Here is a 15,430-nt window from a genome sequence, read left to right on the forward strand (position 1 = left end):
CTAGACCTGTTCGGTGAGCAGCTCGCGCCAGGCGTCCACCGAGCTGTCCTCGGCGAGGTCGGCGAAGTCGGCCTCGAAGCCCTCCCTGCGCAGGAAGGTCACGATCTCCACCAGACGCACCGAGTCCAGCCCCTGGTCCATGAGCTCCTCGTCGGTGTCGATCTGGGACACCTCGATGTTCAGCAGCTCCGCCACGCGGGCGAGCAGCCGGCCCATCGTCGCCTCGACCCTGTCGTCAGCACCGTCAGCCATCCTGCACCTCTTGATTCCTTGTAGTTCGGTGTCACCTGTCCGGTGACGCGCAGACTGTACCACCACCCCACGAAGTGAAGTAAGCCTCTCCAACTTCTGACCCTGAAAGGACCACCGGTGCCCCACCCGTCGTCCCCCGGCTCCACCGCCGGCCTCCTCCCGCTCACGGCCGCGCAGCACGGGATCTGGAACGCCCAGCAGCTCGACCCCACCTCCCCCTACTACGTGGTCGGCGAGGTGCTGGAGCTGAGACCGGAAGCTGATGCCGGACGCATCGACACCGGCCTGCTCGCCGAGGCCGTCCGGCTCACCGTCGACGAGGCGGAGACCCTGCGGCTGCGTTTCACCGACACCGACGACGGTCCCCGCCAGTACGTCGACGACGCCGCCGCGGTGCTGCCCGAGATCCTGGACCTCTCCGACGCGCCGGATCCCCGGCTCACCGCCACCGCGGTGATCGACGCGGAGAAGGCCGCCTGCGGGGAGCGCTGGCGCACCATGACCGACGGTCCGCTGTTCCGCTACCTCATCCTCGACCTCGGGGAGAACGGCACAGGCGTCAACGAGGTGTGGTGCATACAGCTGTACCACCACATCATCGTCGACGGTTACAGTGCGGCCCTGCTGACCAGGCGCACCGCCGCCCACTACACCGCGCTGAGTGGTGGACGTGCCGCCCGCCGCACCAAGTTCGCCCCGGTCGCCGAGGTAGTCGCCGCCGACACCGACTACCGGGCCGGCGAGGACTACCGCGCCGACCGCGACTTCTGGGCCGACACCATGACGCCCACCCCGGCCACCACCGGACGCGAGGACCTCGTCCACGGCGCCGGCACCGCCAGCATCACCACCACCCTGCGTCTGCCCGCCGCCGAGGTCGAGGCGTTGAAGGCCCGCGCCGAGGACCTCGGGTTGGCCTGGTCCGACCTGGTCACCGCCGCCTACGCCGCCTGGCTGCGCAAACTCGGCCACACCTCCCCTGCTCCCACCGGCCCCGACGGCTCCGGCGAGGCGCTCATCGCGATGCCGCTGATGGCGCGCACCTCCGGGCCGCTGCGTCGGACCCCGGCGATGCTGGTCAACATGCTCCCGCTGCGCCTGCCGGTCGACCCGACCGCAAGTGTCACCGACCTGGCCGCCACCGTGCGCGACACCCTGGACGCCCTGCGCACCCACCAGCGCTACCCCGGCAGCGAGCTCTCCCGCGACCTCGGCAGCCCGGCGGTGCTGCACGGGGTGGGGCTGAACCTGAAGACCTTCGACTTCACCCTCGACTTCCACGGCACCACCGGTGTGCTGCGCAACGTCGCCGGCGGCCCGCCGGAGGACCTCGTGCTCGTGGTCACCCCGGCCGCCGACGGCGGCGTCGACCTCGCCTTCGAGACCGACCCGGCGAGCGTGGACGCCGACACCGCCCGCCGGCGACTGCAGGACGTCCGGGCGTTGCTCACCGCCGAGGGCCCCCTGCAGGACGTCCGGCTGCGCACCCGGGAGTTCACCGACGCCGCCGCACGGCGGCGCGCCGGCGACCCGCTGCCGGACGCCCGGGACGTCCTGCCCCTCGACGAACTCGTCGACGCCCTGGCGTCCGGCGCAGGACGCCTCGTCGACGCGCACAGCGCCCTCGACGCCGCGTCCCTCCACACCCGTATCACCGAGCTCGCCGCCGAGATCAGCCAGCTCACCGGGGATGACGGGGAGTTCGGGGTGGTCGCCGTGGACCTGCCCAAGGGCGTGGACCTGGCCGTCGCCCTGCTCGCGGTGTGGCGGGCCCACCGGGCCGTGGTCGTGCTCGACCGGGAGCACCCGCAGGCCCGGCGCGAGGCGATCCTCGCCGACTCCGGTGCCGTCGCCGTCATCGACGAATCCGGCGTCCGCACCACTGGCTGTGCGTCCGGCGACGTCACACCCGACCTGGCGTACCTGCTCTACACCTCGGGAACGACCGGGACGCCGAAGGGCGTGCAGGTCACCCGCACCGCCGTGGAGGCCCTGCTGGCCGGGCACCGCACCGGTCTCTACCCGGACGCCTGGTCGCGTGCGCGCTCGGCGCAGCCCGCACGGGAACTGCACATCGCCCACACCGCGTCGTTCTCCTTCGACGCCGCGATCGACCAGCTGTCCTGGATCTTCACCGGCGCGACCGTGCACCTCTACCCCACCGACGTCGTCGGTGACCCGGCCTCGATGCGCACCGCCCTGGCCGACGACGGCATCGACGTACTCGACGCCACCCCCTCACTCGCCGGCGCCCTCATCGACTCCGGCGCATTGGACGACGCCGAGGTCTCCACCGTCATCCTCGGCGGCGAGGCCGTCCCGCAGTCGCTGTGGGACCGGCTCGCCACCCTGGCGCGCACCCGCGACTTCCAGGCGTGGAACGTCTACGGCCCCACCGAGACCACCGTGGACGCCCTGGCCGCCCGCATCACCGACGGCCCGGTGACCATCGGACGCCCCGTTCCCGGCATGACCGCGCAGATCCTCGACACCGACGGGGAGATCGTCCCCGACCACGAGACCGGCGAACTCTTCCTCGCCGGCCCGCAGGTGGCCCTGGGCTACCGGGGCCTGCCGGAGCAGAGCGCCGCCGCCTTCGACACGGTGGACGGTGAGCGCCGCTACCGCACCGGCGACCTGGTGCGGTGGGTGCCGGCCGCCGGCGGTGCGCACCACTTCCTCGGCCGCGTCGACAACCAGCTGGAGATCCGCGGCCACCGTGTGGAACCCGGCGAGGTCGAGGCCGCCCTCCTGGCGCTGCCGCAGGTCACCGGCGCCGCCGTGGGCACGTTCGGGCAGCCCGGTGCGCTCAAGCTCATCGCGCACGTCACCACCGAGGGCACGACATCCCCCTCCCAGGTCCGCGCGGACATGGCGGCCACCGTCCCCGGCCACCTGGTGCCCACCCGGGTGCTGGTGCACGACCGGCTGCCGCTGACCGTCGGCGGCAAGGTCGACCGCCGTGCCCTTCAGGACGCCACCGGCGCCGAACAGGCCGGGAACACCGGGGAGGACGGACCGGCGTCGGCACGTCCTGCCCGCACCGACGCCGAGCGCCTCCTCGCCGAGGTCGTCGCCGAGACCCTCGGCACCCCCGACACCGGTGCAGACACCACCGTCGACCTCGACCGGGACTTCATCAGCCTCGGCGGGGACAGCATCGGCGCGCTCACCGTCGCCGGACGGCTGCGCCAACGCGGCCTGGTGGTCCAGGCGAAGGACCTTCTCACCGGAGTCGAGCTGGCCGACGTCGCCGCCGGGGCCGGACGGGTCGCCGGGGTCGGACGGGTCGCCGGGGCCGCCGGCGCCGCCCGGGAGGAATCGGCCCGTGTCGTCCGGCAGGAGTCGTCGAACGACGACACGGTGGCGGACACCGCGGTGCGCTACGACACCGGGGCCGTGCCCACCGCCGTGGTCACCGGCACACGTCCGGTACTGCTCGGCCACCTCGATGTCGCTCACCTGCCGGCCGTGCAGCTGCACGACCGACTCGTGGACGCGGTGACCACGATGATGAACACCCACGGTGCGCTGCGTGCCGTGCTCGACACCTCGACCGCCGGTGCGCCTCGCTTCGTGGTTCCGCGCGTGCCGCTGGTGGCCGCCGAGGCGATCATCGCCCCGGCGGAGCTCGGCAGTGAGCAACTCGCCGGGTCGGTCTCACCGACCTCCGGGGTTGTCTGGCGGATCGCCCCGCCCGCCGCCGACTCGACCACGCTGCGCGTCGCCGTCGACGCCGCGGTGTCCGACCCAGCGTCCGTCGGCGTCCTGCTGGACGACCTCGCCGCCGCACCGTCCGGGCGCGCGCTCCCCGCGACGACGGGTTCCTGGCGGGCCGCGGCGGTCACTCCGGACCCGGAGAGTGCAGTCACCCCGGTGACCACGCACCGCACCACCCTGGCGGACGCCCCGGGGGTCTTCGACCGGCTCGCCGGGCTGTACCGGACCCGGCGGGAGGACGTGGCGGTCGCCGCGGCGCTGCTGGCCACCGGCGGGCCCGTCGACGTGCTGAGCCGCGCCGCCGACGCCGCCGACGCCTCCGACTCCTCCGACTCCTCCCGGGTGATCGGGGCGCTGAGCACCGTGCGCCGCGTCCCCGCCCTTCCTGCCCTGCCCGGTCACGAGCGGGCGGCACTGCTGCACGCCAAGGAACACCGTGGTCACACGGCATCAACGCAACCGGCCGCCATCACCGTGACCTGCGGGGACACCCGCATGGTCCCGGCCGGGCACAGTGCGCACGCACCGCTGCTGGTCGTCGGCGACACCGACACGGTGCTCGCCGGCGACGACGCACTGGCGCACCGGGCGTCCCGCGCCTTCACCGACCTGGCCGTCCACGCCCGCACGAGCGACGGCGGTGCGTCCCGGGGCGACGTCACCCTCGCCCGGCACGGCGGGGTCAGCCAGGACACGATCGACACCTGGGAGCAGGACCACGGCCCGTTGGCCGACGTCAGGCCGCTCTCCGCGCTGCAGGAGGGGCTGCTCTACCACGCCGTGAGCGGCGGCGACGGCTACGTGCTCGCCGCCGGTGTGGACCTGCGCGGCACCGTCGACCCGGACCGTCTGCACCGCGCGTTCACCGGCGTGCTGGAGCGTCACGACCAGCTGCGCGCCCGGTTCGACACCACCACGCACCACAGCCCGGTGCAGGTCGTCCCGCGTGCGGCCGAGCTGCCGTGGCGCACCGTGGACCTGCGCGGATTCTCCCGCGAGGACGCGCTGCGCGCCGCCGACGAGCTGCTGCGCTCCACCGCGCACCGCCGCGTGGACACCGCCCGCGGACCGCTGGTCACCGCGACGCTGGTCCTGCTGCCGGACGGTGAAGACGGCACAGACGGAGATGCCCCCTCCGCGCGCCTGGTGCTGGGAAACCACCACCTGCTCACCGACGGGTGGTCGACCCCGGTGATGCTGCGCGACCTGCTGGCGATCTACCACGACGAGCCGCTGCCGCGCGCCGCGTCCTACGCCACCTACCTCGACTGGCTCGCCGAACAGGATCCGCGCGACGCCGACGACGCCTGGCGCGCCCACCTCGACGGCCTCGACCGCGGCACCCTGGTGCGCGAGCTGGCGCCAGGGACCACCGCCGAGGCTCCCCGCGAGCAGGTGCGGGAGATCGCCGGGGCGTCCGACGCACTCACCGAGGACCTCACCGCCGCGGCCCGACGGGCCGGCGTGACCCCCAATACGCTGCTGCAGGCCGCGTGGGCGCTCACCCTCGCGGGGCTGTCCGGACGCGAGGACGTGGTCTTCGGCACCACCGTGTCGGGCCGTCCGACCGAGCTCGAGGGCGTGGAGCACACGGTCGGGTTGTTCATCAACACCCTGCCGGCGCGCGTCGCGCTGCGCCGGACGGACCGGCTGGCCGAGCTGCTCACCGCCGTCGGCCACTGCCAGGCGGGGATGACCGACCACGCCTCGACCCCGTTGGTGCACGTCGAGCAGCTCGCCGGGGTGGGCCCGCTCTTCGACACGCTGGTGGTCTACGACAACTTCCCGTCGCTGCAGGACGCATCGGGCGCACAGGACCGGGTGACGGTCGCCGCGGTGCACGCCGACGGGATGACGGACTTCCCGTTGTCGCTGGTGGTGCCACCCGGCGACGTCCCACGCGTGGTGCTGGCGCACCGCCCCGACCTGATCGACGAGGCCTTCGTCGAGCAGGCGGCGGGGACGCTGCGGTCGGCGCTCGAGGTGCTGACCGACGGCGCGGAGCACACCGTCGGTGACGTCCTCGACCCCCTGCCCGCCGCCTGGGTCGCCCATACCACGGGCGAGGCACCGGAGGCTGCGGTCGAGGCGTCCACCGTCGCGACCAGCGAGGATGATGGCGACGGAAGCGGCTCTGCCAACTCTGCAGACTCTGCCGTTGCTTCTACCGCGGCCGCGTTGATGGCCGACCTGCTCGGGGTGGACGCCGTGGACGTCCACGACAACTTCTTCGACATCGGCGGGCACTCCCTGCTGGCCATGCGGTTGCTCGGGCGCCTGCGCCGCGACGGCACCGGCGGGCTCGCCACGGTGACCATCCAGGACATCGTGGAGACCGGTTCGCCGGCCGCCCTCGCCGCGCGCCTCGCCGGGACGTCCGACGCCGACACCGCGGTCGAGACCGACACCGGGACCGACGCCAGCCGCAGCGTCCTCCCCCTGAGCTCCGGCGACGGGACGCCGCTGTTCTGCGTCCACCCCGCCGGCGGTCTGGCACTTCCCTTCCGGGGGCTGGCCACGCGACTCACCGGCGACAGCGGTACAGACGGTACAGACGGCACAGGCATTCCGGTGACGGGGCTGCAGCTGCCCGACCCGCACCCCGACGTCGAGGACGTGCAGGCGCTCGCCGCCGGCTACGTCGACACGGTGCAGTCGGTCCAGGCCCACGGGCCCTACCGGCTGCTGGGCTACTCCTTCGGCGGGCTCGTCGCCCAGGCGATGGTCGCCGAACTGCTGCGCCGCGGCGAGGAGGTCAGCTACCTCGGCGTCCTCGACGCCTACCCGGCCGGCACGGGACCTGCCATGACCGACGCTCCCGCAGCGTCCGACTACAGCGACGACCAGCTGCGGGCACTCACCGGGACCGACACCGACGCGACAGCCGGCACGGACACGCTGCTGGCCAACCTCGCCTACTGCGACCGGCTGATGCGCTCGGCCACGCCGGTGGACCTCGGCGGCTTCACCGGACGGCTCCAGGTCGTCGTCGCCACCAGCGCCGACGAGCGACTTGCGGAGCACGAACGACCCGGCATCGTCTGGGACCCCGCGCCCGCCTGGCGCGACGCACTACCCCACGAGCCGGACGTCCTGTCCCTGGACACGACCCACGCCGGACTCGTCACCGACGACGGGTGGGACGCCATAGCCCCCGCCGTCGCTACCGCCCTCACCGCCCGTACCGCCGAGAAGGAGACACTGGCATGAACGAGACACTCGCAAACGGATTCACCGCCGACGCCGCAGCCCACTACCGCGAGCTCGGCGTCTGGACCGGTGACACCCACTGGGACCTCTTCCGCCGCACCGTGGACGCCCGGCCGGACGCCACCGCCGCCGTCGACGCCACACGGTCACTGACCTGGTCCGAACTGGACGACGGCGTGGCCCGCGCCGCCAGCGTCCTCGCCGACGCCGGCGTGGGCCCCGGCGACGGGGTCGTCGTCCAGCTGCCGAACAGCGTGGCCTACCTGGAGACCATCTTCGCGCTGTGGCGCCTGGGCGCCGTCCCCGTATTCGCCCTGCCGGCCCACGGCTCCTCCGAGGTCCGCCACTTCGCCGGCCACGCCCCCGCCGCCCACTACGTGGGCACGTCACGCCCCAACAAGCACCTCTCCCGCGTGCAGGACGACCTGGCCCGCCCGCTCGACGACGGACGCACCGTCGCCACCGTGCTCGTCGACGAGCGCGCCACGGAGCCCTGGGATGTTGTCGAGGCTGTTACGGGGGATGCGCCGCGGGATGCGCCAATGACGCCGGCGTCACCGGAGTCCCTGGCGTTCCTACAGCTCTCCGGCGGGACCACCGGCGTGCCGAAGCAGATCCCGCGCACCCACGACGACTACCTCTACTCCGTCCGCGCCTCCATCGACGTCTGCGACCTGCGCGCCGACGACGTCCTGCTCGTCGCCCTGCCGGCGTCCCACAACTTCACCATGAGTTCCCCCGGCATCCTCGGGGCCGTGCAGGTCGGCGCGACCATCGTCTTCGCCGACGGTCCCCTGCCCACCGAGGTCCTGCCCCTGATCGAACGCCACCGCGTGACCCACCTGGCGCTCGTACCCCCGGCGCTGATCAGCCTGCTCAACTACCCCGACCGCGACGACCATGACATCTCCAGCGTGCGCACCGTGTGGGTCGGCGGGGCGAAACTCTCCGAGGCAGCCGCCCGGCGGGTGCGCCCCGAACTCGGCTGGAACCTCCAGCAGGTCTTCGGCATGGCCGAGGGCCTGGTCAACTACACCCCGCTGGACGCCGGAATCGAGGAGATCGTGGCGACCCAGGGACGTCCGATGAGCCCGTACGACGAGATACTGGTCGTCGACGACGAGGACCGGGAGGTAACCACCGGCACGCCCGGAAACCTGCTGACCCGCGGGCCGTACACCATCCGCCAGTACCACCGTGCCCCCGAGGTCAACGCCCGCTCCTTCACCGAGGACGGCTACTACCGCACCGGCGACATCGTGGTCTTCGTCGACGGAACGCTGACCGTGGTCGGACGCGCCAAGGACCAGATCAACCGCGGTGGTGAGAAGATCGCCCCGGAGGCCGTCGAGAACGTGCTGCTCACCCACCCCGGCGTGCACGACGTCTCCGTCGTCGGTGTGCCGGACGAGGTGCTCGGCGAGAAGATCCGGGCCCTGGTGATCCCCCGCTCCGAGGCCACGGAGCCGCTGAAGGCCGGGGCACTCAAGAGGTACGTGCGCGAACAGGGGCTGGCGAGCTTCGCGGTGCCGGACGTCATCGACGTGGTCGACGAGTTCCCCGTCACCGGCGTGGGCAAGGTGAGCAAGAAGGCCCAGCAGGCCGGGTAGAACCCCGCGTCACGTACCGGATCCGGTCCTCGCTCGGCACGCGGGGACCGGATCCGGCACGCCGCGCGGGGTCGGCCTGTCGCCCTGGCCCACCGGACCTTCCCCCGGAACGCACGAAACCCCCGCCACCCGGAATGAACCGGGGTGCGGGGGTCTATCGCGTCAAGAGGTTCGTGATCCCTGGGGAGGGACTACTTGGCCTTCTCGATGATCTCCAGGAGACGGAAGTGCTTGTCCTTGGACAGCGGCCGGGTCTCCTCGATGCGGACGAGGTCGCCGACGCCGGCGGTCTCGTTCTCGTCATGCGCCTTCACCTTGGAGTTCGCGCGCATGATCTTGCCGTAGAGGGCGTGCTTCTTGCGGTCCTCGAGCTCGACCACGATGGTCTTGCTCATCTTGTCGGACACGACGTATCCGGAGCGGACCTTGCGTGCGCCCTTGGTGTTCTCGTTGCTCACAGTAGCCTCGCTCATTATGCGTCCTCACCACCGGGGACGGTGGACAGTCCGAGCTCGCGCTCGCGCAGGACGGTGTAGATCCGGGCGATGTCGCGCTTCACGGTGCCCAGTCGACGGTTGTTGGACAGCTGACCGGTGGCGGACTGGAAGCGCAGGTTGAACAGCTCTTCCTTCGCCTCCGTGAGACGGGTGGTCAGTTCTTCGTTGTTGAGCTCGCGGAATTCGTGAGCCGGGGTTCCGGTAGCCATCAGAACTGATCCTCCTTCTTCACGATGCGCACCTTGCAGGGCAGCTTGTTGCCGGCACGACGGAGCGCCTCGAGAGCGATCTCCTCGCTGGGGTAGTCCATCTCGAAGAGAATGCGGCCGGGCTTGACGTTTGCCACCCACTTCTCCACGGGGCCCTTACCGGAACCCATACGCACGCCGAGCGGCTTCTGGGTCAGGGGACGGTCCGGGAAGATGTTGATCCACACCTTGCCACCACGCTTGACGTGGCGGTTGATGGCGATACGGGCAGCTTCGATCTGACGGTTGGTGATGTAGGTCGGCTCCAGGGCCTGCAGGCCGTATTCGCCGAACGTCACCCGGTTACCGCCCTTGGACACACCGGAACGGTGCGGACGGTGCTGGCGACGGTACTTCGTGCGCTTGGGGATAAGCACGGGTTAACCCTCCTGCTTCTGCTCTGCGCGCTGGCGCCGGGCACCACCGCGGCGCGGACGCTCGCGGTTGTTGCGGCGCGGACGCTCGTCGCGTGCGTTCTGCAGGGACTCCCGGCGACCGCCGACGACGTCACCCTTGTAGATCCACACCTTGACGCCGATGCGTCCGAAGGTGGTGTGGGCCTCGTAGGTGCCGTAGTCGATCTCGGCGCGCAGGGTGTGCAGCGGAACGCGACCTTCGTGGTAACGCTCGGTGCGGCCCATCTCGGCGCCGCCGAGACGACCCGAGCACACGACCTTGATTCCCTTGACCTCGGGCTGACGCATCGCGGACTGGATGGCCTTGCGCATCGCGCGGCGGAATGCCACGCGGTTGCTCAGCTGCTCGGCGATGGACTGTGCCACCAGCTGAGCGTTCGCGTCGATGTTCTTGACCTCGAGGATGTTGAGCTGCACCTGCTTGCCGGTGAGCTTCTCCAGCTGACCGCGGATGCGGTCGGCCTCGGAGCCGCGGCGGCCGATGACGATGCCCGGACGAGCGGTGTGGATGTCCACACGGACCCGGTCGCGGGTGCGCTCGATGACGACGTCGGCGATGCCGGCGCGGTCGAGGCCCTTCGACAGGAACTCGCGGATCTTGATGTCCTCGGCGAGGTAGTCAGCGTACTGCTTGTCGGCGTACCAGCGGGAGCGCCACTCGGAAGTGATACCCAGCCGGAGGCCGTGGGGTTGGATCTTCTGGCCCACTACTGAGCACTTCCCTTCTGGCTCTCGACAACCACGGTGATGTGGCTGGTGCGCTTGCGGATCTGGAAAGCCCGACCCTGAGCGCGCGGCTGGAACCGCTTGAGCGTCGGACCCTCGTCGGCGAAAGCCTCGGAGACGACGAGCGTACGGGGATCCAGGCCGAAGTTGTTCTCGGCGTTGGCCGCGGCGGAGGCGACGACCTTGGCGATCGGCTCGGAAGCCGACTGCGGCGCGAAGCGCAGCAGTGCCAGGGCGTCCTCCACGGACTTGCCGCGGATGGTGTCGATGACGCGGCGTGCCTTCATCGGGGTGACCCGGACGAACTTGGCGGTTGCGCGTGCGTTGTTGACAGCGGTGTCAGACATGTCTATCGCCGACCCTTCTTGTCATCCTTGATGTGACCCTTGAAGGTCTTGGTCGGGGCGAACTCGCCCAGCTTGTGACCGACCATCGAATCATCGATGAACACCGGGACGTGCTTCCGGCCGTCGTGGACGGCGAAAGTGTGACCGATGAAATCGGGAAGGATGGTTGACCGGCGGGACCAGGTCTTGATGACCTTCTTGGTGCCGGCGTCGTTCTGAACGTCCACCTTCGCGAGGAGGTGTTCGTCGACGAACGGGCCCTTCTTGAGGCTGCGTGGCATTCTCAACTACCTCCTTTAGCGCTTCTTGTTCTTGTTGCTGCGGCGACGGCGGACGATCAGCTTGTCGCTCGGACGATTGGGCTTGCGGGTACGGCCCTCAGGCTGGCCCCACGGGGAGACCGGGTGGCGACCACCGGAGGTCTTACCCTCACCACCACCGTGCGGGTGGTCGACCGGGTTCATGACGACACCACGGACGGTCGGGCGGACGCCCTTCCAGCGCATACGGCCGGCCTTGCCCCACCGGATGTTGATCTGGTCGACGTTGCCGACCTGACCGACGGTGGCGCGGCAACGGATGTCGACGCGACGGATCTCGGTGGACGGCATACGCAGGATGGCGTACTTGCCCTCCTTACCCAGCAGCTGCACCGAGGCACCGGCGGAGCGGGCCATCTTGGCACCGCCACCGGGCTTGAGCTCCACAGCGTGGATGGTCGTACCGGTGGGGATGTTGCGCAGGGGCAGGTTGTTGCCGGCCTTGATGTCGGCCGTCGAACCGGACTCGATCACGGTGCCCTGCGTCAGACCGCGGGGAGCGATGATGTACCGCTTCTCGCCGTCGGCGTAGTTCAGCAGCGCGATGTTCGCGGTGCGGTTCGGGTCGTACTCGATGTGCGCGACCTTGGCGGTGATGCCGTCCTTGTCATTGCGACGGAAGTCGATGACGCGGTAGCGACGCTTGTGGCCGCCACCCTTGTGACGGGTGGTGATGTGGCCGTGGACGTTGCGGCCGCCGGTCTTCGACAGCGGGCGCAGCAGAGACTTCTCCGGGGTCGAACGAGTGATCTCGTCGAATTCGGAAACGGAGCTCTGGCGGCGACCCGGCGTAGTCGGCTTGTACTTGCGAATAGCCATACTTCTGCTCTCTCTTTACCTGTCGGTGTGCACGGCCGCTACGCGGTCGCACCACCGAAGATGTCGATGGGATCGCTGCCGGCGACCAGGGTCACCATGGCGCGCTTGGTGGCCTTGCGCTGACCGTAACCGGTGCGGGAGCGCTTCCGCTTGCCCGCGCGGTTCAGGGTGTTGACGCTGGCGACCTTCACACCGAAGATCTGCTCGACGGCAATCTTGATCTGGGTCTTGTTGGAGTCCGGGTTCACCAGGAACGTGTAGACGTTCTGCTCCATGAGTCCGTAGGACTTCTCGGAGACGACGGGTGCGACGATGATGTCCCGGGGGTCGGCGATGGTGCTCACTTTGCCTCCTCCTTGGCGGCGGCCTTGGCGGTGTCAGCCACGGCGATGAAGCCGTTGAGCGCCTCGACGGAGAACACGATGTCGTCTGCGTTCAGCACGTCGTAGGTGTTGAGCTGATCGAAGGCCAGGGTGTGGACGTTCGGCAGGTTGTTGGCCGACTTCCACGCCGTGACGTCCTCGCGGCCGAGGACGACCAGGACGGACTTCCGGTCGGTGAGACGCTCGATGAACGTCCGCGCGGCCTTGGTCGACGGGGTCTGGCCAGCGACGAGCTCGTCCACCAGGTGGATGCGCTCGTTGCGGACACGGTCGGTGAGGGCACCGCGCAGGGCGGCGGCCTTCATCTTCTTGGGGGTCCGCTGGTCGTAGTCACGCGGCTGCGGGCCGTGGACCGTGCCACCACCGGTGTAGTGCGGGGCGCGGATCGAACCCTGACGGGCGCGACCGGTTCCCTTCTGGCGGAAGGGCTTACGACCACCGCCGCGGACCTCGCCGCGGGTCTTGGTGGCGTGGGTGCCCTGGCGCTTCGCGGCCAGCTGGGCCACGACGACCTGGTGCATCAGCGGAACGGACGGCTCCACGTCGAAGATGGACGCGGGCAGCTCGACCGAGCCGTTGGTGGCACCGTCGGCGGTCTGGACGTTGAGAGTCAGGTTGCTCATGCGTGTGCACCGCCCTTCACTGCGGTCTTGACGGTCACGATGCCGCCGTTAACTCCGGGGATGGCACCCTTGATGAGGAGCAGGTTGGACTCGACGTCCAGCTTTGCAACCTTCAGGTTCTGCAGGGTGACGCGCTCGTTGCCCATGCGGCCTGCCATCCGGGTGCCCTTGAAGACACGGCCCGGGGTGGCGCAGGCGCCGATGCCACCGACGCGGCGGTGAGCGGCCTGGTTACCGTGGGAGGCGCCCTGACCGGCGAAGCCGTGACGCTTCATGGCGCCGGCGTAGCCCTTGCCCTTGGAGGTGCCGGTGACGTCAACGAACGTGACGTCGCCGAACAGTTCTGCGGTGATGTCCTGGCCGACCTCGTAGGAGGACGCGTCGTCGACGCGGATCTCCGTGGAGTGGCGGCGCGGGGTCACACCGGCCTTCTTGAAGTGACCGGCCTGCGGCTTGTTGACCTTACGCGGGTCAATGTCGCCGTAGGCGATCTGGACGGCGTCGTAGCCGTCGATGTCCTTGGTGCGCACCTGGGTGACGACGCACGGCCCAGCCTCGACGACGGTGACCGGAACGACCCGGTTGTCCTCGTCGAAGATCTGGGTCATGCCGAGCTTCTTGCCCAGGATGCCCTTGATCTCGTTTTCACTCATAATTCAGTCTCCGCTGCCTCAGTTCAGACTCAAGTCCAGGTTCTCTGACGAGATCACTGGATGTTGACGTCGACGCTCGCCGGCAGATCGATGCGCATCAGGGCGTCAACGGTCTTCGGCGTCGGGTCGAGAATGTCGATCAGGCGCTTGTGGGTGCGCATCTCGAAGTGCTCGCGCGAGTCCTTGTACTTGTGCGGCGAGCGGATGACGCAGTACACGTTCTTCTCAGTGGGCAGAGGCACAGGGCCGACCACACGAGCACCGGTACGGGTGACCGTCTCGACAATCTTCTTTGCAGAAGCGTCGATTGCCTCGTGATCGTAGGCCTTGAGCCTGATGCGGATCTTCTGTCCCGCCACGCTAGTCCTCTTCCTCGTGTCCCCCTCGCCCGGAGCCCGGGTCCGAAGGAACTTCTTTTCAATGTCAACGCTGTCCGGCCGTGGGCCTGGCACAGACGCCAGTCATGATTTCGGTTGGTCTCACGGTTTCCCTGGGTGCCGTCGTGGAAAGACGATGGCAAACACGGTGACCGTCCGGCCCGCCACGGGGGTGTGCACCCCGGTGGCCGCCGAAATCTATGTGAGGAAGAGCCCCTCCAACGTGGTGGCCGGGATCTTCACTTACTGCCGCTGTTTATTTGCCATGCCCCACCTCCGGCCCCCGCGGTCGGGCGTGTCGGCCCGGTCCACCTGGGTTACCGCACGACAGTCCGACCCCGTCCGGGCAATGCCCAGGCGAAGGTGATCCGTCGATGATGGTTCATGCTCACTTCACCATCTGCGCCGTCTCACGTCTCGGGCTCCCCCACCACCGGTTCCGATCCGGCCTGATGACGAGGTGTAAAGCGAAGACGCTCAGACGCAATGTCAAAGCAACGTCCGCTATTTAACCACGGCGCGGCGCTTCCTTCAAATCCCGCCTTCCCGCAGGCCCCGGTGCCCGCCGGGTGCGTTCGGGAGGGGTCGCTACAACATCTTCCTCCGCCCCGCCGTCACACCCCGGAAAAATGAGTATTCTGGGCGCCAGTACCGACACCGACGTCGGCACGCCCCGTGAGAGACACCATCCAGACTCATCAAGAACAGTGAGGCCACCCATGAGTGAGAACGACTCCCAGAAGAACTCCGGAAGCAGCTCGGTCCCGGCGGTGCAGGACGGCGAGAACACCGACTCGGACCTGTTCACCGAGCACGGCCGCACCTCCGTGGCCGACGTCGTCGTATCGAAGATCGCGGGCATGGCGGCCCGTGAGGTCTCCGGCGTCCACGGCCTCGGCGGTGGCGCCTCGCGCACCATCGGTGCCATCCGCGAGCGCATCCCGGGTGGCCGCGTCAACGTCCAGCAGGGCATCTCGGTGGAGGTCGGCGACCGCCAGGCCGCCGTCGACATCGCCATCGTCGCCGAGTACGGCGTCGCGATCCACGAACTGGCCGAGGCGATCCGCCGCAACATCATCCTCTCCGTCGAGGAGATGACCGGCCTGCAGGTCACCGAGGTCAACGTCGTCGTGCACGACGTCCACCTGCCCGAGGACAACGAGGACGAGGACGTCGAGCCCGAGCAGGCCCCGCGGGTCCAGTAGTCCCCACCGTCCACCGACACCGGA

The 15,430-nt window shown here is 69.7% G+C and carries 15 protein-coding genes; 3 read left to right on the plus strand and 12 right to left on the minus strand.

Going from position 1 to position 15,430, the window contains the following annotated elements:
* Positions 1-252 (minus strand): phosphopantetheine-binding protein, encoded by a 252-nt coding sequence (locus ACT3UN_RS06290; RefSeq protein WP_441582743.1) that lies wholly within the window; start codon positions 250-252, stop codon positions 1-3.
* A gap of 117 nt (positions 253-369) precedes the next feature.
* Between ACT3UN_RS06290 and ACT3UN_RS06295 the strand changes: the two genes are divergently transcribed.
* Together ACT3UN_RS06295 and ACT3UN_RS06300 are read left to right on the plus strand one after the other, a co-directional pair.
* Positions 370-7,182: a condensation domain-containing protein gene (locus tag ACT3UN_RS06295; protein ID WP_444656777.1), complete on the plus strand. Its 6,813-nt coding sequence runs from the start codon at positions 370-372 to the stop codon at positions 7,180-7,182.
* Complete coding sequence (locus tag ACT3UN_RS06300; protein WP_441582745.1) at positions 7,179-8,792, plus strand: (2,3-dihydroxybenzoyl)adenylate synthase; 1,614 nt, start codon at positions 7,179-7,181, stop codon at positions 8,790-8,792. Before ACT3UN_RS06295 ends, ACT3UN_RS06300 begins: the two co-directional genes overlap by 4 nt.
* Before the next feature lie 191 nt (positions 8,793-8,983).
* On the opposite strand, the gene rpsQ is transcribed toward ACT3UN_RS06300, so the two are convergent.
* From rpsQ to rpsJ, 11 genes are read right to left on the minus strand one after another with little or no spacing between them, the layout of a single operon-like run.
* Entirely contained in the window at positions 8,984-9,265 is a 282-nt protein-coding gene (gene rpsQ / locus ACT3UN_RS06305) for a 30S ribosomal protein S17 (RefSeq protein WP_441582746.1), read from the minus strand.
* A complete protein-coding gene (gene rpmC / locus ACT3UN_RS06310; protein WP_441582747.1) occupies positions 9,265-9,498 on the minus strand; it encodes a 50S ribosomal protein L29 in 234 nt (77 codons plus the stop codon). The genes rpsQ and rpmC overlap by 1 nt, the downstream gene beginning before the upstream one ends.
* Positions 9,498-9,914, minus strand: coding sequence for a 50S ribosomal protein L16 (gene rplP / locus ACT3UN_RS06315; RefSeq protein WP_444656778.1), 417 nt, complete (start codon positions 9,912-9,914; stop codon positions 9,498-9,500). The genes rpmC and rplP overlap by 1 nt, the downstream gene beginning before the upstream one ends.
* 3 nt (positions 9,915-9,917) lie before the next feature.
* Positions 9,918-10,661, minus strand: a complete 744-nt coding sequence (gene rpsC / locus ACT3UN_RS06320; RefSeq protein WP_038546290.1) for a 30S ribosomal protein S3 — start codon at positions 10,659-10,661, stop codon at positions 9,918-9,920.
* Positions 10,661-11,026 carry a 50S ribosomal protein L22 gene (gene rplV / locus ACT3UN_RS06325; protein WP_038546287.1) on the minus strand — a complete coding sequence of 122 codons (366 nt, stop codon included), beginning with the start codon at positions 11,024-11,026 and terminating at the stop codon, positions 10,661-10,663. The genes rpsC and rplV overlap by 1 nt, the downstream gene beginning before the upstream one ends.
* A 2-nt stretch (positions 11,027-11,028) precedes the next feature.
* A complete protein-coding gene (rpsS, locus tag ACT3UN_RS06330) occupies positions 11,029-11,307 on the minus strand; it encodes a 30S ribosomal protein S19 (protein ID WP_014010890.1) in 279 nt (92 codons plus the stop codon).
* A gap of 15 nt (positions 11,308-11,322) precedes the next feature.
* Entirely contained in the window at positions 11,323-12,165 is an 843-nt protein-coding gene (gene rplB / locus ACT3UN_RS06335; protein WP_444656779.1) for a 50S ribosomal protein L2, read from the minus strand.
* A 38-nt stretch (positions 12,166-12,203) separates the two neighbouring features.
* The gene (gene rplW, locus ACT3UN_RS06340) at positions 12,204-12,509 is read right to left on the minus strand and encodes a 50S ribosomal protein L23 (RefSeq protein WP_444614782.1); all 306 of its coding nucleotides are present in this window, start codon (positions 12,507-12,509) and stop codon (positions 12,204-12,206) included.
* On the minus strand, positions 12,506-13,171 hold the full coding sequence (rplD, locus tag ACT3UN_RS06345; RefSeq protein ID WP_441583040.1) for a 50S ribosomal protein L4: 666 nt from the start codon (positions 13,169-13,171) through the stop codon (positions 12,506-12,508). Before rplD ends, rplW begins: the two co-directional genes overlap by 4 nt.
* Positions 13,168-13,824 carry a 50S ribosomal protein L3 gene (gene rplC, locus ACT3UN_RS06350; protein WP_441583039.1) on the minus strand — a complete coding sequence of 219 codons (657 nt, stop codon included), beginning with the start codon at positions 13,822-13,824 and terminating at the stop codon, positions 13,168-13,170. The genes rplD and rplC overlap by 4 nt, the downstream gene beginning before the upstream one ends.
* Before the next feature lie 53 nt (positions 13,825-13,877).
* Positions 13,878-14,183: a 30S ribosomal protein S10 gene (gene rpsJ, locus ACT3UN_RS06355; protein WP_010120790.1), complete on the minus strand. Its 306-nt coding sequence runs from the start codon at positions 14,181-14,183 to the stop codon at positions 13,878-13,880.
* A gap of 737 nt (positions 14,184-14,920) precedes the next feature.
* Here rpsJ and ACT3UN_RS06360 point away from each other — a divergent pair.
* Entirely contained in the window at positions 14,921-15,406 is a 486-nt protein-coding gene (locus tag ACT3UN_RS06360) for an Asp23/Gls24 family envelope stress response protein (RefSeq protein ID WP_301444148.1), read from the plus strand.
* Positions 15,407-15,430 lie beyond the last annotated feature (24 nt).

The organism is Corynebacterium sp. AOP12-C2-36, assembly GCF_052379185.1.
GTDB lineage: Bacteria > Actinomycetota > Actinomycetes > Mycobacteriales > Mycobacteriaceae > Corynebacterium.

What these genes read in the sequence shown, in the direction of transcription:
- rplB (WP_444656779.1), bottom strand. Translation starts at nt 12,165, where the DNA reads ATGGCTATTCGCAAGTACAAGCCGACTACGCCGGGTCGCCGCCAGAGC.
- ACT3UN_RS06360 (WP_301444148.1), top strand. Translation starts at nt 14,921, where the DNA reads ATGAGTGAGAACGACTCCCAGAAGAACTCCGGAAGCAGCTCGGTCCCG.
- ACT3UN_RS06300 (WP_441582745.1), top strand. Translation starts at nt 7,179, where the DNA reads ATGAACGAGACACTCGCAAACGGATTCACCGCCGACGCCGCAGCCCAC.
- rplC (WP_441583039.1), bottom strand. Translation starts at nt 13,824, where the DNA reads ATGAGTGAAAACGAGATCAAGGGCATCCTGGGCAAGAAGCTCGGCATG.
- rplD (WP_441583040.1), bottom strand. Translation starts at nt 13,171, where the DNA reads ATGAGCAACCTGACTCTCAACGTCCAGACCGCCGACGGTGCCACCAAC.
- rpmC (WP_441582747.1), bottom strand. Translation starts at nt 9,498, where the DNA reads ATGGCTACCGGAACCCCGGCTCACGAATTCCGCGAGCTCAACAACGAA.
- ACT3UN_RS06290 (WP_441582743.1), bottom strand. Translation starts at nt 252, where the DNA reads ATGGCTGACGGTGCTGACGACAGGGTCGAGGCGACGATGGGCCGGCTG.
- rpsQ (WP_441582746.1), bottom strand. Translation starts at nt 9,265, where the DNA reads ATGAGCGAGGCTACTGTGAGCAACGAGAACACCAAGGGCGCACGCAAG.
- rplV (WP_038546287.1), bottom strand. Translation starts at nt 11,026, where the DNA reads ATGTCTGACACCGCTGTCAACAACGCACGCGCAACCGCCAAGTTCGTC.
- rpsS (WP_014010890.1), bottom strand. Translation starts at nt 11,307, where the DNA reads ATGCCACGCAGCCTCAAGAAGGGCCCGTTCGTCGACGAACACCTCCTC.